The sequence below is a fragment of the Actinosynnema sp. NPDC002837 genome, assembly GCF_040295345.1.
Taxonomy (GTDB): domain Bacteria; phylum Actinomycetota; class Actinomycetes; order Mycobacteriales; family Pseudonocardiaceae; genus Actinosynnema.
On the sequence record NZ_JBEOVG010000071.1, the window covers coordinates 27,364 to 48,730 of the forward strand.

Annotated in this window: 1 protein-coding gene and 1 pseudogene; both read left to right on the top strand. The window is 75.4% G+C overall.

The window, feature by feature from the left end; all coding sequences use genetic code 11:
- The first annotated feature begins 60 nt into the window (after window positions 1-60).
- Window positions 61-16,065, top strand: coding sequence for an SDR family NAD(P)-dependent oxidoreductase (locus ABTZ99_RS33580; RefSeq protein WP_499617045.1), 16,005 nt, complete (start codon window positions 61-63; stop codon window positions 16,063-16,065).
- 35 nt (window positions 16,066-16,100) lie between these two features.
- Window positions 16,101-21,191 (top strand): annotated as a pseudogene (locus ABTZ99_RS33585) (type I polyketide synthase); the annotation flags it as partial.
- Window positions 21,192-21,367 lie beyond the last annotated feature (176 nt).

The following is a 21,367-nucleotide window of genomic DNA, read 5'->3' on the forward strand; positions in this document are numbered from 1 at the left end:
GTGCCGGCGCGGTCGTCCCTGTTTTCGTGCAACGAGCGTGCGACGGCGAATGCGTGGAGAGTGCAGATGAACGAGTCCGAGTTGACCGCGTCGCTGGCGGAGCTTTCCGCACCCGAGCAGACCAGGGTCCTGGTCGAGCTCGTCCGCCGGCACGCCCTGGCGGCGTTGCGACAGGTGCGGCCGGGCGAGCCGGTGTCCGTGCAGGACGCGGTGGCGTTCCGCGACCTGGGGCTCGACTCGCTCGCGCTGGTCGACCTGCACACGCGGATCAACGCCGCCACCGGCCTCGCCCTGCCACCCACCGTGGCCTTCGACCACCCCACGCCCGCGCTGCTCGCCGAGCACCTGCGCGCGGAACTGCTCGGCCTCGCGCCCGCGACGACCGCGCCGGTCGCGACCCGCCCGACCGACGACGCGGACGACCCGATCGCGATCGTCGGCATCGGCTGCCGCTTCCCCGGCGGCGTGCACGACCCGGAAGCACTGTGGACGTTGGTGGACGAGGGCCGCGACGTGCTCGGGCCGTTCCCCGCGGACCGCGGCTGGGCGCTCGACGACTACTTCGACGCCGACCCGGACGCGCCCCGCAAGAGCTACGTCGACCGGGGCGGCTTCCTCGACACCGCAGCGCTGTTCGACGCGGACTTCTTCGGCATCAGCCCCCGCGAGGCGGTGGCGATGGACCCGCAGCAGCGCCTGGTGCTGGAGACGGCCTGGGAGGCGTTGGAGCGCACCGGCATCGACCCGACCTCGTTGCGCGGCAGCCGCACCGGCGTGTTCGTCGGCGCGGAGGTGCACGACTACGGCGTCCACGTGCACGAGGCGCCCGAAGGCCTCGACGGCTACCTCATGACGGGCAACGCGCCCAGCGTGGTGTCCGGCCGCGTCGCCTACGTGCTGGGCCTGGAAGGGCCCGCCGTCACCGTCGACACGGCGTGCTCCGGCTCCATCGTGTCCCTGCACCTCGCGGCCAACGCGCTGCGCCGGCACGAGTGCGCGCTCGCGCTCGTCGGCGGCGTCGCGGTGATGGGCAGCCCCGGCATGTTCACCGCGTTCAGCAGGCAGCGCGGCCTGGCCCCGGACGGCCGGGTCAAGGCGTTCGCCGCCGCCGCGGACGGCACCGGCTTCGCCGAGGGCGTCGGCCTGCTCGTCGTGGAACGGCTGTCCGACGCCCGCCGCAACGGCCACCCCGTGCTGGCGCTCCTGCGCGGCTCGTCGGTCAACTCCGACGGCGCGAGCAACGGCCTCACCGCGCCCAGCGGCACGTCCCAGCAGCGGCTGATCCGGCAGGCGCTGGCCGAGGCGGGCCTGACCGCGGCGGACGTGGACGCGGTGGACGCCCACGGCACCGGCACCCGGCTCGGCGACCCGATCGAGGCGCAGGCGATCCTGGCCACCTACGGGCAGGACCGGCCCGAGGGCCGCCCGCTGTGGCTGGGCTCGGTCAAGTCCAACCTCGGGCACACCCAGGCCGCGGGCGGCGTCGCCAGCGTGATCAAGATGGTGCTGGCGATGCGCCACGGCGTGCTGCCGCGCACGCTGCACGTCGACGCGCCGTCGCCCAACGTCACGTGGTCCGCTGGCGACGTGCGGCTGCTGACCGAACCGGTGGCGTGGCCGCGCGGCGAACGCCCGCGCCGCGCCGGCGTGTCCGCGTTCGGCATCAGCGGCACCAACGCGCACGTGATCATCGAGGAGCCGCCGGCGGACGACGCCGGCGCCGTGCCGCGCGACGTCCGGCCGCGCCAGGTGACGCCGGTCGTGGTGTCCGCACGCGGTGAGCAGGCGCTGCGCGCCCAGGCGGAACGGCTGCTCGACGCCCACGCCGAGCCCGCCGACCTCGGCTTCTCGGTGGCCACCACGCGGGCCGCGCTCGCCGACCGCGCCGTGGTCGTGGCCGCGGACCGCGACGAGCTGCGCCGCGGGCTGCGCGCGATCGCGGCCGGTGAGCCCACGTCCGACGTGCTCGTCGGCTCCGCCCGCACCGGCGGCGGCCTCGCGTTCATGTTCACCGGCCAGGGCAGCCAGCGCGCCGACATGGGCGCCCAGCTCTACCGCGACTTCCCCGTCTTCGCCAAGGCGCGCGACGAGGCGATCGGCTACCTCGACCTGCAACTGGACACCTCGCTGTGGGACGTGCTGCACGCCGAGCCGGGCACGCCGACCGCCGAACTAGTCCACCGCACCCAGTACGCGCAACCGGCGCTGTTCGCCGTCGAGGTCGCGCTGTTCCGGCTGCTGGAGTCCTGGGGCCTGCGCCCCGACCACCTCATCGGCCACTCGGTCGGCGAGCTGGCCGCCGCGCACGTCGCGGGCGTGCTGTCGGTGGCCGACGCCGCCCTGCTGGTCGCCGCGCGCGGCCGGCTCATGGGCGAGCTGCCCGGCGCGGGCGCGATGGTGGCGCTGGAGGCCACCGAGGACGAAGTCCTGCCGCTGCTCACCGACGACGTCGACATCGCCGCGCTCAACGGCGCCCGGTCCACCGTCGTGTCGGGCGAGGAGACCGGTGTCGCGCTCATCGCCGCCCACTTCGCCGGCCTCGGCAGGCGCACGAAGCAGCTGCGGGTGTCGCACGCGTTCCACTCGCCGCTCATGGCGCCGATGCTGGCGGAGTTCCGCCGGCTCGCGCAGGTCGTCACCTACTCCCGGCCGCGCGTGCCGATCGTCTCCACGCTGACCGGCGCGCCCGTCACCGCCGCCACCCTGGCCTCGCCGGAGCACTGGACCGAGCACGTGCGCCGGCCCGTGCGGTTCCTCGACGGCGTGCGGCACCTGGTGGCGCAGGGCGTGACCACGTTCGTCGAGCTGGGCCCGGACGCCGTGCTGTCGGCCATGGTCCCCGACTGCGCGGACGCGGCGGACCTCGCCACCGCACCGGTGCTGCGCCGGGGCCACGACGAGGAGCGGACCCTGGTGTCGGCCGTCGCGCTCGCCCACGCCCGCGGCGGCGAGGTGGACTGGCGCGCGTTCTACGCCGACCGCGGCGCCCGGCAGGTCGAGCTGCCCACGTACCCGTTCCAGCGGCAGCGCTTCTGGCTCACCGCGCCGCGCGCCGTCGACGCCGCGCCCGGCCAGTCCGCGGTCCGGCACCCGCTGCTCGGCGCGGCCGTGGGCGTGGCCGGTTCCGATGGCGTGGTGCTGACCGGCGGTGTGTCGCTGCGCAGCCACCCGTGGCTGGCCGACCACGCGATCGGCGGCAGCGCCCTGCTCCCCGGCACCGCCTACCTCGAACTCGCCCTGCGCGCCGGGCAGGAGGTCGGCTGCACGGCCGTCGAGGAGCTGACCATGGCCGCACCGCTGGCCCTGCCCGCGACCGGCGTGGTGGCGTTGCAAGCCGTCGTCGGGGCCGCGGACGCGACCGGCAGGCGTGAGGTCGAGCTGTACTCGCGGCCCGAGGGCGCGGAGGTCGACGAGGCGTGGACCAAGCACGCGAACGGCGTCCTCGTGCCGAGCGCCGAGGACGTGCCCGCCGACCTGACCGAGTGGCCGCCCGCCGGCGCGGAACCCGTGGACGTCTCCGGGATCTACGACGAGCTGGCCGACCAGGGCTACGGCTACGGCCCGGCGTTCCAGGGCCTGCGCGCCGCGTGGCGGGTCGGGTCGGCGGTGTTCGCCGAGGTCGTGCTGCCCGAGGGCGTGGACGGCGCGGCGTTCGGCCTGCACCCCGCGCTGCTCGACGCGGCCCTGCACGCCACCGACCTCGCGTGGCCCGCCTCGGCGACCGGGACGACCCGGCTGCCGTTCGGGTGGGGCGGCGTCGTGCCGCACGGCACCGGCGCGTCCGCGCTGCGCGTGCGGATCACCGCGACGGGTGACGACTCGGCCCGCCTCGACCTCGCCGACGGCGACGGCGTGCCCGTCGCGTCGATCGGTTCGTACCTGGTGCGGCCGGTGTCGGAGGAGCAGCTGCGCGCCGCTCGGACCGGCCGCCCGGCCTCACTGCACCGCGTGGCGTGGACGCCGCTCGCGGTCGTGCCGGACCCCGTGCGCGCGGACTTCGCCGTGGCGCGGGTGGAGCCGGTGGACGGTGACGTGCCGGCCGCCGTGCGGGCCGTCGCCGCGACGGTGCTCGACCGGGTGCGGGAGTGGACGGCCGGTGGTGCGGACTCGCCGCTGGTGATCGTGACGCGTGGTGCGGTGTCGGTCGACGGCGAAGCGCCCGACTTGCGGCTCGCGCCGGTGTGGGGGTTGGTGCGGTCGGCGCAGGCCGAGCACCCGGGCCGGTTCGTGCTCGCGGACCTCGACGGCTCGCCTGCCTCGGACGGCGCGCTGGCGGCGGCCGTGGCGACGGGTGAGCCGGAGTTCGCCTTGCGCGACGGCAAGGTCTCCGTGCCGAGGCTGGCGCCCGCACCCGCGACATCGCCACGAACCCTGGACACCGCCACTCCGCGCACCCAGGACATCGCCGGTTCGGTGGGGGACTCGGCCGGGTCTGCCCGGGATTCGGCTGCCGCCGCGCTGGTCACCGGCGGCACTGTCCTGGTGACCGGTGGCACGGGCGGGGTCGGGGCGCACGTCGCGCGGCACCTCGTGGCCGCACACGGCGTTCGCCACCTGCTCCTCGTCGGCAGGCGTGGTGCGGAAGCGCCTGGTGCGGCAGGTCTGAGCGAAGAGCTGACCGCGCTCGGCGCGCACGTCACCGTCGCCGCGTGCGACCTGGCCGACCGCGAAGCCACCCGAGCCCTCCTCGACGGCATCGACCCCGCCCACCCCCTCACCGCCGTCGTGCACGCGGCCGGGGTGCTGGACGACTGCCTCGTCGGCGAGCTGACCCCCGACCGGCTGGACGCCGTGCTGCGGCCCAAGGTCGACGCGGCCTGGCACCTGCACGAGCTGGCCGGCGACCTCGCCGCGTTCGTGCTGTTCTCCTCCACCGCCACGCTGTTCGACGCGCCCGGCCAGGCCGGCTATGCCGCGGCGAACGTCTTCCTCGACGCGCTCGCCACCCACCGCCGCGCGGCCGGCTCCGCCGCCACCTCCCTGGCCTGGGGCCTGTGGACCGACACCGGCATGGGCGCGGGACTGGACGACGCGGCCCTGCGGCGCATCGCGCGCTCCGGCCTCGAACCCCTCACCGCCGCCGAGAACCTGGAACTGCTCGACCTCGCGCTCGGCAGCACTGAGCCGGCCCTCGTGCCCACCCGCGTCGACACCGGGGGCCTGCGCAAGCGCCCGGACGACGTGCCGCCGATGCTGCGCGGCCTCGTGCCGACCCCGGCCCGCCGCCCCGCCGTCGCCGACACGCCGGGGTCGAAGTACGCCGCGCTGCCCGAGGCGAAGCGCCAGGACGCGCTGCTCGCCCTCGTGCGCGCCACCACCGCGGACGTGTTGGGCCACACCGGTTCCGACGCGATCGGCGCCACCCGCGCGTTCAGCGAGCTCGGGTTCGACTCGCTGTCCGCGGTCGAGCTGCGCAACCGGCTGGGCACGGCGACCGGCCTGCGCCTGACCGCCACCCTCACGTTCGACTTCCCCACCCCGGCCGCGCTCGCCGGACACCTCGCGGAGCTGGTGCGCGGCACGGTGGCGGCCCGCCCCGAGGTCGCCGCGCCCGCGTCCGAGGCGTCGGTGGACGAGCCGATCGCCATCGTCGGCATGGCCTGCCGCTACCCCGGCGGGGTGACCTCGCCGGAGGACCTGTGGCGGCTGGTGTCCGGCGGTGAGGACGCCATCTCGGTGTTCCCCGGTGACCGAGGCTGGCCGGACGACCTCTACGACCCGGAACGCGCCCGCACCGGCACCAGCGCCGCCCGCGAAGGCGGCTTCCTCTACGACGCGGCCGAGTTCGACGCGGACTTCTTCGGCATCAGCCCGCGCGAGGCGCAGGCCATGGACCCCCAGCAACGGCTGCTGCTGGAGACCGCGTGGGAGACCGTCGAACGCGCCGGCATCGACCCGGTGTCGTTGCGGGGCAGCGACACCGGTGTGTTCGCGGGCGTGATGTACCACGACTGGGGCCTGCGCCTCGGGCCGCTGCCGGAGGAGCTCGCCGGCTACCACGGCAACGGCAGCCTCGCCAGCGTCGTGTCGGGTCGCATCTCCTACGCCCTCGGGCTGGAAGGTCCCGCGGTCAGCATCGACACGGCGTGCTCGTCGTCGCTGGTCGCCCTGCACCTGGCCATCCAGGCGCTGCGGCGCGGCGAGTGCTCGTTGGCGCTCGCGGGCGGCGTGACCGTGATGTCCACCCCGGACACGTTCGTCGACATGACCCGCCAGGGCGGCCTCGCGCCGGATGGCCGCTGCAAGTCGTTCGCGGGCGCGGCCGACGGCACCGGTTGGAGCGAGGGCGTCGGCGTCCTGCTGGTCGAACGGCTGTCGGACGCCCGCCGCAACGGGCACCAGGTGCTGGCGGTCGTGCGCGGGTCGGCGGTGAACCAGGACGGCGCGTCCAACGGCCTCACCGCGCCGAACGGCCCCTCCCAGCAGCGGGTGATCCGCCAGGCCTTGGCGGGCGCGCAGCTGTCCACTTCGGACGTCGACGTGGTCGAGGGCCACGGCACCGGCACGACGTTGGGTGACCCGATCGAGGCGCAGGCGTTGTTGGCGACCTATGGTCAGGACCGCGCCGAGGACGCCCCGTTGTGGTTGGGGTCGATCAAGTCGAACATCGGTCACACGCAGGCGGCTGCGGGTGTCGCCGGGATCATCAAGATGGTCTTGGCGATGCGGCACGGTGTCCTGCCGTCCACGCTGCACGTCGACGAGCCGTCGCCGCACGTGGACTGGACCGCCGGTGGCGTCCGCCTGCTGACGGAGGCGCGCGAGTGGGCGGTCGAGGGCCGGCCGCGTCGGGCGGGTGTGTCGTCGTTCGGGATCAGCGGCACGAACGCGCACGTGATCATCGAGCAGGCCGTCGAGGAGCGGGTCGAGCCCGAGCCGGTCGGGGTCGAGCTGCCGGTGGTGCCGTGGGTGCTGTCGGGTCGTTCGGCCGAGGCGGTGCGTGCTCAGGCCGCGCGGTTGGCGTCGTTCGTCGACGATGTCCGGCCGGTGGACGTCGGGTTGTCCTTGGTGACGGCACGTTCGGTGTTCGAGCACCGGGCGGTGGTGGTCGGTCGGGACCGGGACGAGTTGGTGCGTGGTCTGGCCGAGGTCGTGCCGGTGATGGCGCGTTCCGGTGGTGGGACGGCGTTCTTGTTCACGGGTCAGGGTTCGCAGCGGCTCGGGATGGGTCGTGAGTTGTCGTTGGCGTTCCCGGTGTTCGCGGGTGCGTTCAGTGAGGTGTTGGCCGGGTTCGATCCGGTGTTGCGGGAGGTGGTGTGGGGTGAGGATGCGGAGCGTCTGAACCGCACGGAGTTCACGCAGCCTGCGTTGTTCGCGTTTGAGGTTGCGCTTTACCGGTTGTTGGAGTCGTGGGGTGTTCGGCCGGACTTCTTGGCTGGTCATTCGATCGGTGAGATCGCGGCGGCTCACGTTGCCGGTGTGCTATCGCTTCCTGATGCGTGTCGGTTGGTGTCGGCACGGGCCCGGTTGATGCAGGCGTTGCCCGAGGGTGGCGCGATGGTGGCGATCAAGGCCGCCGAAGCCGAGGTGCTGCCGCTGCTGACCGAGGGTGTGAGCCTCGCGGCGGTGAACGGGCCGGACTCCGTTGTCGTCTCGGGTGTTGAGGCCGAGGTGTTGGAGGTGGCCGCGAAGTTCGAGCGGTCGAAGCGGCTGGCGGTGTCGCACGCGTTCCACTCGGTCCTCATGGACCCGATGTTGGACGACTTCCGGGCCGCAATAAGGGGGTTGAGCTTCCGAGAGCCGGAGATCCCCATCGCGACGGCCGGTGACGTCACGGACCCGGAGTACTGGGTGCGGCACGTCCGCGACGCCGTCCGCTTCCACGACGCCGTGACACGGTTGCACGACGCGGGCGTCAGCAGGTTCGTCGAGGTCGGCCCGGACGGTGTGCTCAGCGCGCTGGTGGACGACGGCATCGCCTTGCAGCGCAAGGGACGTGACGAGGCGGTCACGGCGGTCACGGGCCTCGGCCGGTTGCACGCCGCCGGCGGCACGGTCGACTGGGCCGCCTTCTTCACGGGCGCCAACGCCCGCAAGGTGGACCTGCCGACCTACGCGTTCCAGCGCGAGCGGTACTGGCTGGACGTCCAGCCAGGGCACGGCGACGTCGCCACCGCCGGCCTGGACCGGGTGGACCACCCGATGCTGAGCGCCGCCGTCGTCGAGCCGGACTCCGGCGGGGTCGTCCTCACCGGCCGGCTCTCGACCGGTGTGCAGCGGTGGGTCGCCGATCACGACGTGCTCGGCACAATCCTGTTGCCGGGCACCGGTTTCGTGGAGCTGGCGCTGTGCGCCGGGCAGCACGTCGGCAGCGGGCACGTGGACGAGCTGACCCTCGAAGTGCCGCTCGCGCTGCACGTCGGCGTCACCCTGCGCGTGGTCGTGGGTCCGGCCGAGGACGACGGCACGCGTGCGGTGCGGGTGCACTCGCGCGCTGAAGGAGACGACGTGCCGTGGGTGCGGCACGCGACCGGCGTGCTCGGCCCGGTGGCCGACCCGCCGACGGCCGAGCTGGTCGAGTGGCCGCCGCCGGGCGCCGCCGAGGTGCCGGTGGACGACGCCTACCGGTGGCTGGTCGACCGCGGTTACGCCTACGGCCCGGCGTTCCAGGGCCTGCGGCGCGCGTGGCGGCGTGATGACGACGTGTTCGCCGAGGTTTCGCTGCCCGAGGAGGCCAGGCGCGACGCCGGCCGGTTCGGGCTGCACCCGGCGCTGCTCGACGCCGCGATGCACGCCGACCTGCTGGACGCGGAGGGCGGCGCGGCGGGCGCGACCCTGCTGCCGTTCTCGTGGAACGGCGTGTCGCTGCACGCCTCGGGCGCGACCGACCTGCGGGTGCGGCTGCGGCGGCTGCGTGGCGAGGAGGTCACCGGGATCACCGTCGCGGACGGCTCCGGCAACCCCGTCCTGTCGGTGCGCTCGCTGGTCAGCCGCCCCGTCACGGCCGGCGAGCTCGGCCGGGCCGCGGCGTCGTCCGGTTCGCTGTGGCGGGTCGACTGGAGCCGGGTCGGCGTGCGGACGGGCGTTCCGACGCCGGCGCACGACGTCCTCGTGGTCACGCCCAAGGACGGCGAGGTGCCTGAGGCGACCCGGGCGGTCGTCGTCGAGGTCCTCGACGGGCTGCGGACGTGGCTGGCCGACGACCGCAACACCTCCTCGACGCTCGTCGTCCGCACCACGCGGGCCGTCGCGACCTCGGATGACGACGCCGTCGACGTGACGCAGGCCCCGGTCTGGGGTCTGGTGCGCGCCGCCCAGGCCGAACACCCGGGCCGGGTCGTGCTCGTGGACGACGACGGCACGGCGTCGGCCGAGCTGGTGGCTTCCGCGGTGGCGCTGGGCGAGCCGGAGATCGCCTTGCGGGCGGGTGAGGCGCTGGTGCCGAGGCTCGTCGCCGCGGCGCCCGCGACCGCCGACCTCTCCGCCGCCTGGCAGGGCTCGGTGCTCGTCACCGGCGGCCTCACCGGGCTGGGCGCGATCCTCGCCCGGCACCTCGTCACCGAGCACGGCGCGCGGCGGCTCGTGCTCACCGGCCGTCGCGGCGCCGAGACGCCGGGCGTCGACGGGCTGAGGGCCGAGCTGACCGGGCTCGGCGCGGACGTGCGGGTCGAGGCGTGCGACGTCACCGACCGCGCCGCCGTCGCCGCGCTGCTCGACCGGATCACCGCGGATCACCCGCTGACCGCCGTCGTGCACGCGGCGGGCGTGGCCGACAACGCGCTGGTCGGCGACCTGACCGCGGCGCGGACGGACGCCGTGCTGCGGCCCAAGGTGGACGGCGCGTGGCACCTGCACGAGCTGACCCGCGACCTGAAGGCGTTCGTGCTGCTCTCCTCGGCGGGCGGCACCGTGCTGGCCGCCGGGCAGGGCAACTACGCCGCCGCCAACGTGTTCCTGGACGCCCTGGCGGCCCACCGCGCGGCGGCCGGCCTGCCCGCCGCCTCCCTCGGGTTCGGCATGTGGGCGGTCGACACCGGTCTGGGCGGTCCGCTCGCGGACGCCGACCTCGACCGGATGGCCCGGCTCGGCACGCCCGCGATGGCCGTCGAGGACGCCCTCGCGCTGTTCGACAGCGCCCTCGCGACCGGTGACCCGGTGGTGACGCCGATGCCGGTCGACCGGGCGGCGTTGCGCGCGAGGTCCGACGAGCTGCCCGCGTTGCTGCGCGGCCTGGCCGGTCGGCCGGTGCGCGCGGCCAAGGCGTCCGACGACCGGTTCGCCGGGCTGTCCGGCGCGGAGCGGCTGCGGGCCGTGCTCGACGTCGTGCGGTCCTGCGCGGCGGCGGTGCTGGGCCACGCGAGCCCCGACGCGATCGACGCCGACCGGCCGTTCCGGGACCTCGGCGTGGACTCGCTCGCGGCCGTCGAGCTGCGCAACGCGCTCACCGCGGCGACCGGCGTGCGGCTGCCCGCGACGCTGGTGTTCGACCACCCGACGGCCCGTGCCGTCGCGGCGCTGATCGACGGCTCCCTCACGACCACCACCGCCGTCGCGCCGCCGGTCACCACGTCCGCCGTCGCGGACGACCCCGTCGTGATCGTCGGCATCAGCTGCCGCTTCCCCGGCGGCGTGCGCGACGCCGAGGACCTGTGGCGGCTGGTGGCCGAGGGCCGGGACGCGGTCGGCGGCTTCCCCACCGACCGCGGCTGGGACGTGGACGGCATCTTCGACCCGGAACCGGGCCGACCGGGCCGCACGTACGTCCGCGAGGGCGGTTTCCTGCACGACGCGGCGGAGTTCGACCCCGAGTTCTTCGGGATCATGCCGCGCGAGGCGCTGGCCATGGACCCGCAGCAGCGGCTGCTGTTGCTGGGCTCGTGGGAGGCGTTGGAGGACGCCGGGATCGACCCGACCACGCTGCGCGGCAGCCGGACCGGCGTGTACGTCGGCGTCATGTACGGCGACTACGGCAGCCGTCCCGGCGAGGTGCCCGAGGACCTGGCCGGGTACCTCGGCAACGGCAGCGCGGGCAGCATCGCGTCCGGCCGCGTCTCCTACACCCTCGGGCTGGAAGGGCCCGCTGTCACCGTCGACACGGCGTGCTCCTCGTCGTTGGTCGCGCTGCACATGGCGGTCCAGGCGCTGCGCCAGGGCGAGATCGGGATGGCCATCGCGGGCGGCGTCACGGTGATGCCGACCCCGGACATCTTCGTGGACTTCAGCCGCCAGCGCGGGCTGTCGGCCGACGGCCGGTGCAAGGCGTTCGCCGGCGCGGCCGACGGCACCGGCTGGGCCGAGGGCATGGGCCTGCTCGTGGTGGAGCGGCTGTCCGACGCCCGCCGCAACGGCCACCGGGTGCTCGCGGTCGTGCGCGGGTCGGCGATCAACCAGGACGGCGCGTCCAACGGGTTGACCGCGCCCAACGGCCCCTCGCAGCAACGGGTGATCCGGCAGGCGCTGGCGAGCGCCGGTCTGTCCACTTCGGACGTCGACGCGGTCGAGGGCCACGGCACCGGCACCCGGCTCGGCGACCCGATCGAGGCGCAGGCCCTGCTCGCCACCTACGGCCAGGACCGCGCGCCGGACCGGCCGCTGTGGCTCGGCTCGGTCAAGTCGAACATCGGCCACGCGCAGGCGGCGGCCGGTGTCAGCGGCGTGATCAAGATGGTGATGGCGCTGAGGCGGGGCGTGCTGCCCCGGACCCTGCACGTGGACGAGCCGTCGCCGCAGGTCGACTGGACCGAGGGCGACGTGCGGCTGCTGACCGAGCCGGTGGAGTGGGTCGACGCGGGACGTCCGCGCCGCGCCGCCGTGTCGTCCTTCGGGCTCAGCGGCACCAACGCGCACGTGATCCTCGAACAGGCGCCGGACGAGCCGGTGGCCGAGGAGGCCTCCGGCCGGCAGGAACCCGACGCCGGCCTCGTGCCGTTGGTGCTCTCGGCCGCGGCCGAGAACCGGTTGCCCGAGCAGGCGGCCAGGTTGAGGGCGCGCTTGGCGGCCGACCCTGACACCAGCCTGCTCGACCTCGGCTACTCCCTGGCCACCGGGCGGGCGGCGTTGAAGCACCGCGCGGTCGTGCTCGGCGCGAACCGGGACGACGTGCTGCGCGACCTCGCCGACCTGTCCGCCGGCGCGGTCGCCACCGGCGCGGTCGTCACCGGGGCAGCCGCGAGCGACGGCCTCACCGCGTTCCTGTTCTCCGGGCAGGGCGCCCAACGCGCCGGCATGGGCCGCGAGCTGTACGAGGCGCACCCGGTGTTCGCCGACGCGCTGGACGAGGTGTGCGCGCACCTCGACCCGCTGCTCGGCCTCTCGCTGCGCGACCTGATGTTCGACGAGAGCAGCACCGACCTCGACCGCACGCTCTACACCCAGACCGGCCTGTTCGCGTTCGAGGTCGCCCTGTTCCGGCTGGTCGAGTCGCTGGGCGTCACGCCGGACGTGCTGCTCGGCCACTCCATCGGCGAACTGGTCGCCGCGCACGTCTCGGGCGTGCTGTCGTTGGCCGACGCCTGCGCGCTGGTCGCCGCCCGCGGCCGGCTCATGCAGGCGCTACCCGCCGGTGGTGCGATGGCCGCGGTGCGCGCGACCGAGGACCAGGTCGTGCCGCTGCTCACCGAGGGCGTCGGCATCGCCGCCCTGAACGGCCCCGAGTCCGTGGTGATCTCGGGCGTCGCCGACGAGGTCCGGGCCGTCGCCGCCCACTTCCGCGGCACGGAGCTGCGCGTGTCCCACGCCTTCCACTCGCCGCTGATGGAACCGGTGCTGGCGCGGTTCCGGGAGGTCGCCGCCGGTCTCGACTACGGCACGCCGCGGCTGCGCGTGGTGTCCAACCTGACCGGCGGGTTCGCCACCGCCGCCGACCTGGCCTCGCCCGACTACTGGGTGCGGCACATCCGCGAGGCCGTGCGGTTCGCCGACGGGGTGCGCACGCTCGCCGACGCCGGCGTCACCCGGTTCCTGGAGCTGGGTCCGGCCGGCGTGCTCACCGCGCTGGCCGACGCCTGCCTGGACGACGCGCCCGCCGTGCTGGCGCCCGCCGTCCGCAAGGACCGGCCCGAACCCGAGGCCCTGCTCACCGCGCTGGCCGGGCTCCACGTCACGGCGGGAGGCCCCGACTGGTCGGCCTACTTCGCCGGGCGCGGCGCGCGGCGCACCGACCTGCCCACGTACGCGTTCGAGCGACGGAGGTTCTGGCTCGACATGGCACCCGCGAACACCGGCGTCACCGGCGCCGGCCAGGTGGACGCCGACCACCCGCTGCTCACCGCGGTCGTGGTGGCGCCCGAGTCCGGTGGCGTCACGCTCACCGGGCGGCTGGCGCTGGACACCCACGCCTGGCTCGCCGACCACGACGTCCTCGGCACCGTGCTGCTGCCCGGCACCGGGTACGTGGAACTGGCCGTGCGCGCGGGCGAGGAGGTCGGCTGCCCGGTGGTCGAGGAGCTGACCATCGAGGCGCTGATGCCGCTGCCGCCGACCGGCGGCACCGCCGTGCAGGTGGTGGTGGAGCAGGCGGACGCGGGCGGGCGCCGGTCGTTCGCGGTGTACTCGCGGGTCGAGGACGCGCCGCCGCACGTGCGCTGGACCCGTCACGCCTCCGGGGTGCTGGCCGGACTCACGCAGGAGCACCCGACCCCCGAGGAGTTCGACGTCGGCCACCGCGAGTGGCCGCCCACCGGCGCCGAGGTCGTCGACATCTCCGACGTCTACGACTACCTCACCAGCCAGGGCTACCACTACGGGCCGATGTTCCGCGGGCTCAAGCGGGTCTGGCGGCGCGACCGGGAGATCTTCGCCGAGGTCGCGCTCCCCGAGGACGCGCGCACCGAGGCCGCCCGGTTCCGGCTGCACCCCTCGCTGCTCGACGCCGCGCTGAGCGCCACCGACTTCCTGGGCGGGCGCAAGCCGCAGGACGTCGGCGCGTCGCAGCTGCCGTTCGCGTGGACCGGCGTCACCGTGCACACCGGGGGCATCGCGCACCTGCGGGTGCGGATCAACTGGGTCGACTCCGACGCGGGCGTCGGCTCGGACGCCGTGCGCCTGGAACTGGCCGACACCACCGGCAACCCGGTGGCGACCGTGCGGTCCCTGGTGGTCCGCGCGGTGACGCCGGATCGCGTCGCCGCTGCCGCCGCCGCCTCCACCGGCACCCGGCCGCGCGAGTCGATGTTCCGGCTCGGCTGGGTCTCGCTGCCGCTCGGCGCGGCGGGTGACGCGCCGGCCGGTCGGTGGGCGGTGCTCGGTGACGTGGACCTGCCGGGCGTGCCCGCGTTCGACGACCTGGACGCGCTCGCCGCGACCGGGCCCGAGGTCGTGTGGTTCGGGTGCCCGGCCGGTGACGGCGACGTGCCCGGTTCCGCGCGACGCGTGCTGTCCGACGTGGTGGACCTGCTCCAGCGCTGGCTCGCCGACGAGCGGTTCGACCGGTCGCGGCTGGTGGTCGTCACGCGCGGCGGGGTCGACACCGACGACGTGGACCCGGCGCAGGCCGCCGTGCACGGCCTGGTGCGCGCGGCGCAGCAGGAGCACCCCGGCCGGTTCGTGCTGGTCGACGTGCTCGACGGGCGGATCAGCCCGGCGCTGGTCGCGCTGGACGAGCCGGAGCTCTCCGTGCGCGGCAGCGACGTGCGCGTGCCGCGGCTCGCCGAGGTGTCCACGTCCGACCCGGAGCGGTCGGCGCCGTGGGACGCCGACGGCACCGTGCTGGTGACCGGCGGCACGAGCGGCCTCGGCGCGCTGGTGGCCCGCCACCTGGTGTCCGTGCACGGTGTCCGGCACCTGCTGCTCACCAGCCGCCGCGGCGCGACCGCGCCCGCCGCGGCGGCGCTGGTCGCCGAACTGGCGGAGCTGGGCGCCCGGGTCGAGGTGGCCGCGTGCGACGTGGCCGACCGCGCGGGGCTGGCCGACCTGCTGGCCGCCGTGCCCGCCGAGCACCCGTTGCGCGGTGTCGTGCACGCGGCGGGTGTCATGGACAACGCGTTGGTCGGCTCGCTGGACGCGGACCGGCTGGACCGGGTGCTGCGACCCAAGGTCGACGGCGGCTGGCACCTGCACGAGCTGACCCGTGACGCCGACCTGACCGCGTTCGTGCTGTTCTCGTCGGTGTCCGGGCTGGTGCTGGGCACGGGTCAGGCGAACTACGCCGCGGCGAACCGGTTCGTGGACGCGCTCGCGCAGCGCCGGCGCGCCGAAGGGCTGCCGGCCACCGCGCTCGCGTTCGGCCTGTGGACCACGGTGACCGGCCTGGGCGGCGGCGCCGTGGACGCGGGCGCGGAGGAGCAGCGGCTGGCGGCGCTCGGCCTGCCGCCGATGTCGTCGGCCGAGGGGCTCGTGCTGTTCGACGAGGCCGTGGCGCTGGACCAGCCGGTGCTCGTGCCCCTGCGCGTCGACGCGGCGGCGCTGGCCGCGTCGTCCGCCCCGGTCCCGGCGATGCTGCGCGAGGTCGCCAGGCGCACGACCCCGACCCGGGTCGCGGCGGCGGACCGCACGGCCGCACCGGCCGCCAAGCCCGCCCCCGTGTCGCTGGAACAGCGGTTGGCCGGCCTGCCCGACGACGAACGCGAGCGTGTGTTGCTCGACCTCGTCCGCACGCACGTCGCGGCCGTCCGGCACGACGAGCCGGAGGCGATCGACGTCGACCGGGGCTTCACCGAGATGGGCCTGGACTCCCTGGCCGCCATCGAACTGCGCAACCGGCTCCAGACCGCGACCGGCATGCGGTTGCCCGCCACGCTCATGTTCGACTACCCGAACCCGAGCGCGCTGGCCGGTTACCTGTTCGAAGAGGTGTCGGACCTGATCCCGGCCGTGACGCCCGCGCCGACGGCCGTGCCGGTTCTGGTTGCCGCGCCCGTCCCGGCGGCGCCCGTCCCGGCGGCGCCCGCACCGGCGGCGCCCGACGACGACGCGGTCCGCCGTGCCCTCACGTCGGTCCCGGTCGACGCGCTGCGCGCCGCGGGTCTGCTCGACGTGATCCTCGCGCTGGCCGGGACGCCGGACGCGCCACCCGCTGCGGACGGCCTAGCCGCGTCGGACGGGCCGACCGACCAGAGCGATTTGATCAAGAACCTGGACGTGGACGACCTGGTGCGCGCCGCGCTCGCCGCGAGCGACGACGACTGAGAGTGAGGCTGTCCTCAGTGGACACATCGGTTGAGCGGATCGTCGAGGCGTTGCGCAAGTCCATGCTGGACAGCGAGCGCCTGCGACAGCAGAACGCGCGGCTCACGGCCGCGGCCACCGAGCCGATCGCCGTGGTCGGCATGGCGTGCCGCTACCCGGGCGGCGTGACGTCCCCGGACGAGCTGTGGCGCCTGGTCGACGAGGGCCGGGACGGGGTGACCGGGTTCCCCACCGACCGCGGGTGGGACCTGGACGGCCTGTACGACCCGGAGCCGGGCGCACCGGGCCGCAGCATCGCGCGGGAGGGCGGGTTCCTGCACGACGCCGCCGACTTCGACGCGGACTTCTTCGGCATCAGCCCGCGCGAGGCGATCGGCATGGACCCGCAGCAGCGGCTGCTGCTGGAGACGTCGTGGGAGGCGATCGAGAGCGCGGGCATCGACCCGCGCTCCCTGCGGGGCAGCCGCACGGGCGTGTTCGCCGGCGTGATGTACCACGACTACGGGTTCGGCACGAGCGACGGCAGCCTGGTCACCGGGCGGGTCGCGTTCTCGCTCGGGCTCGAGGGCCCCGCCGTCACGGTCGACACCGCCTGCTCCTCGTCCCTGGTGGCGCTGCACTCGGCGGTGCAGGCGCTGCGGTCGGGGGAGTGCGGGCTCGCGCTCGCCGGCGGGGTCACGGTGATGGCGACCCCGGACATGTTCGTCTACTTCAACGTCCAGCGCGGCCTGGCCCGCGACGGTCGGTGCAAGTCGTTCTCCTCCGCCGCCGACGGCACCGGCTGCTCGGAGGGCGTCGGCGTGCTGCTGCTGGAGCGGCTGTCCGACGCGCGGCGCAACGGCCACCAGGTGCTCGCGGTGGTGCGCGGCAGCGCGGTCAACTCCGACGGCGCGTCCAGCGGGCTGACCACGCCGAACGGCCCGGCGCAGCAGCGGGTGATCAAGCAGGCGGTCGCGGCGGCCGGCCTTGCCCTGGCCGACGTGGACGTGGTCGAGGCGCACGGCACCGGGACCGTGCTGGGCGACCCGATCGAGGCGCAGGCGCTGCTGGCCACCTACGGCCGGGACCGGCCCGCCGACCGCGCGCCCCTGTGGCTCGGCTCGATCAAGTCGAACCTGGGGCACACCCAGGCCGCCGCGGGCGTCGGCGGCGTGATCAAGGTGGTCCAGGCGATGCGGCACGGCGTCCTGCCGCGCACGCTGCACGTCGACGAGCCGACGCCGCACGTGGACTGGTCCGCGGGCGCCGTCGAGCTGCTGACCGAGGCGCGGCCGTGGCCCGAGCACGGTGGCACGCGCCGGGCCGGCGTGTCGTCGTTCGGCATGAGCGGCACCAACGCGCACGTGATCCTGGAGCAGGCGCCCGCCGAGGACGTCGCCGACGTCGCCGACGTCGCCGTGGAGCCGCCGCGCGCGGTGTGGCCGCTGGTCGTGTCCGCGAAGACGCCGGAAGCGCTGCGCGGGCAGGCCGCCGCCCTGCTGTCCCGGATCGACGCCCGGCCGTCCGCCCGCGTGGTCGACCTGGCGTTCTCCCAGGCGACGACGCGCACGTCGTTCGACCACCGCGCGGTGGTGCTCGCCGCGGACCTCGACGAGGCCCGCACGGCGCTGGCCGCGGTCGTGGCCGGGCAACCCCACCCGGACGCCGTCGTGGACAGCGGCCGCCACCGCGCCCCGGCGGTGCTGTTCACCGGCCAGGGCGCGCAGCGGCTCGGCATGGGCCGTGACCTGCACGCGGCGTTCCCGGCGTTCGCCGCCGCGTTCGACGCGGTGCTCGCCGCGCTCGACCCGCACCTGGACCGACCCCTGCGCGAGGTGGTGTGGGGCGAGGACGCCGCGCTGCTGGACCGCACGGACTTCGCGCAGCCCGCGCTGTTCGCGTTCGAGGTCGCGCTGTACCGGCTGGTCGAGTCGTGGGGCGTGCGGCCGAGCGCGGTCGCCGGCCACTCGATCGGCGAGCTGGCCGCCGCGCACGTCGCCGGTGTGCTGTCCCTTGAGGACGCGTCCACTCTGGTCGCCGCACGCGGCCGGCTCATGCGGGAACTGCCCGAGGGCGGCGCGATGGTCGCGGTGCGGGCGAGCGAGCACGACGTGCGCCCGCTGCTGACCGACGAGGTGGACATCGCCGCGGTCAACGGTCCCGACGCGGTGGTGCTCTCCGGCGTCGAGGCCGCCGTGCTGGAGCTGGCCTCCCGGTTCCCCCGGGCCAAGCGCCTGCGGGTCTCGCACGCGTTCCACTCGCCGTTGATGGCGCCGGTGCTCGCCCGGTTCCGGGAGGTCGCGGCCGGCCTGACCTACCACCCGCCGACGTTGCCGGTGGTGTCGATGACCACCGGTGAGAAAGCGGGCGCGGACGTGCTGTGCTCGCCGGAGCACTGGGTCCGGCACGTGCGCGACGCCGTGCGCTTCGACGACGCGGTGCGCGCGATGGCCGCCGACGGCGTGCGGACGTTCGTGGAACTCGGCCCGGACACGGTCCTGTCCGCGCTGGGGGAGGAGTCCCTGTCGGACCCCGAGGTGGTGTTCCGGGCCGCCGCGCGCCGGGGCCACGACGGGCCGCGCGGTGTGCTCGCCGCGTTGGCCGCCGCCGTCGCCCGCGGCGCCGCCCCCGACTGGGCCGCGTTCTTCGCCGACAGCGGCGCCCGCCGCGTCCCGCTGCCCACCTACGCCTTCCAGCGCCGCCGCTTCTGGTCGCAGGCCGAGGTCGGGCAGGACTCCGACGCGCGGGCGCACGGGCAGCTCAGCGCCGGGCACCCGTTGCTGTCGGCCGTCGTGCCCTTGGCCGACGACGGCGTCGTGCTGACCGGTCGCCTCGACCCGCGCGGCCACCAGTGGCTCGCCGACCACGCCATCAACGGCCGCGTGCTGCTGCCCGGCACGGCGTTCGTGGAGCTGGCGCTGAGCGCGGGCGGCCACGTCGGGTGCGACGCGCTGGAGGAACTGGTCCTGACCGCGCCGCTCGTGCTCACCGGCACGTTCGCGCTCCAGGTGGTCGTGGACCCGCCGCACGAGGACGGCCACCGCCGCGTCCGCGTGTACTCGCGTCCCGCCGGTGACGCCGACGCGTCGTGGACCTCGCACGCGGACGGCGTGCTCACCGCCGCCGACGCCCGGTCCGCCTGGGAACCGCCCGCCGAGTGGCCGCCCGCCGGCGCCACCCCGGTCGAGGTGGCCGACGCGTACGAGCGGATGGCCGAGCGCGGGTACGACTACGGCCCGGCGTTCCAGGGCCTGCGGGCCGCGTGGCGGCTCGGCGACGAGGTGTTCGTCGACGTGGCGCTGCCGGAGCAGGCCCAGCGCGGCGCCGGGTTCGTGGTGCACCCCGCCCTGCTCGACGCGGCCCTGCACGCCGACGTGCTGCGCGACACCGGCGACACGCTCCTGCCGTTCACGTGGACCGGCGTGACGCCGCACGTCCACGGGGCCACCGAGCTGCGCGTCCGGTTGCGGCGGCAGGCCGACGACCTGGTGGCGGTGGACGCGGCCGACGCGGCGGGCCGGCCGGTGCTGTCGGTGGCCGCCCTGCTGTCCCGGCCGGCGGCGCGGGAGTTCGGCGGCTCGCTGTTCGGCGTCGAGTGGCGGAGCACGCTTCCTGGCGAGGTCGGCGAGCCCTTCGCGGTGCACGAGTGCGTGGTGCCGGACGCGGTGGCCGTGCCCGACGCCGTGCGCGTGGCCGTGGGCGACGTGCTCGCCGCCATCCGGTCCTGGGTCGCGGACGACCGTCCGGGCAGGCTGGTGGTGGTGACCCGCGGTGCGGTCGCGACGGCCGAGGGCGCGTCGGTGGACGTGCGCCAGGCTCCGGTGTGGGGCGTGGTGCGCGCCGCGCAGGCCGAGCACCCCGGCCGGTTCACGGTGGTGGACGTCGACCGTGCCGACGCGCCGCTCGCGGCGGCCGTGGCGACCGGTGAGCCGGAGATCGCCTTGCGGGGCGACGACGTCCTGGTGCCCCGCCTCGTCCAGACGACCGGTTCGGCCGTGCGGTGGCCCGTGGACGGCACCGTGCTGATCACCGGTGGCACCGGTGGCCTGGGCGCGCTCGTCGCCCGGTACTTGGTGGCCGAGCACGGCGTGCGGCGGCTGTTGCTGACCAGCAGGCGGGGTGCGGCGGCGCCGGGTGCGGAGGCGTTGCGGGCCGACCTCGTCCGGCTGGGCGCCGAGGTGTCGATCGAGGCGTGCGACGTGTCGGACCGGGCCGCGTTGGCGGCGTTGCTGACCGACCACCCGCCTGCCGCCGTCGTGCACGCCGCGGGTGTTGCCGAGAACGCTTTGGTGGGTGCGATCACGGACGAGCAGGTGGACCGCACGTTGCGGGCCAAGGCCGACGCGGCGTGGCACCTGCACGAGCTGGCGGGTGACGTGGCGGCGTTCGTGCTGTTCTCGTCCGCCGGTGGTCTCGTGCTGGCGTCCGGACAGGCGGGGTACGCGGCGTCCAACGTGTTCCTGGACGCCCTCGCCGAGCACCGCCGGGCGGCCGGGTTGCCCGCCACGTCCGTCGCTTTCGGACTGTGGGCCGTGGACACCGGGCTGAGCGGTGACCTGGCCGAGGCGGACCTGGAGCGGATGCGACGGCAAGGCCTGCCGCCGTTGCCGGTGGAGGAAGGGCTCGCGCTGCTGGACGCGTCGGTGGGCGCGGACCGGGCGAGGTCCGTGGCGTTGGCGGTGGACGTCTCGGCGTTGCGCCGCCGCACCGACGAGGTGCCCGCGGTGCTGCGCGACCTGGCACGTCGTCCGGCCCGCCGCGAGCCGGTCGCGGTCGGTGGTGCGGCGCTGGTCGCGAAACTGGCCGGGCTGACCGACGTCGAGCGGGAACGGGTGCTGCTCGACCTCGTTCGCACGCACGCGGCCGCCGTGCTGGGGCACGAGCGGACCGCCGCGGTCGCCGCCGCGAGCGGCTTCCTCGACCTCGGTTTCGACTCGCTCACCGCGTTGGAGCTGCGCAACCGGCTGGCCGAGGCCACCGGCCACCGCCTGCCGCCGACCCTGATCTTCGACCAGCCGACGCCGATCGCCTTGGCCAGGCACCTGCGTGACGAACTGGCCCCGCCAGTGGAGGAGGCTCCCGCGAGCCTCGAGGACGCCACGGCCGATGAGCTGTTCGACATCCTGGACCGGGAACTCAGCGGCTGACCGGCGGTTCGGTGGGTTCGGGCGGCTCGGTGGGTTCAGGCGGCTCGGGTCAGGCTCGATTTGACGGAGCGGCCCGGGTTCGGTCCGGCTCGATTTGACATGGGGCCCTTACGGGCACTCCAGGCAGGCCAAAGCCGGCAGGCCCGGCGGGGAAAAGCGTCCCGCCAGGCCTGCCG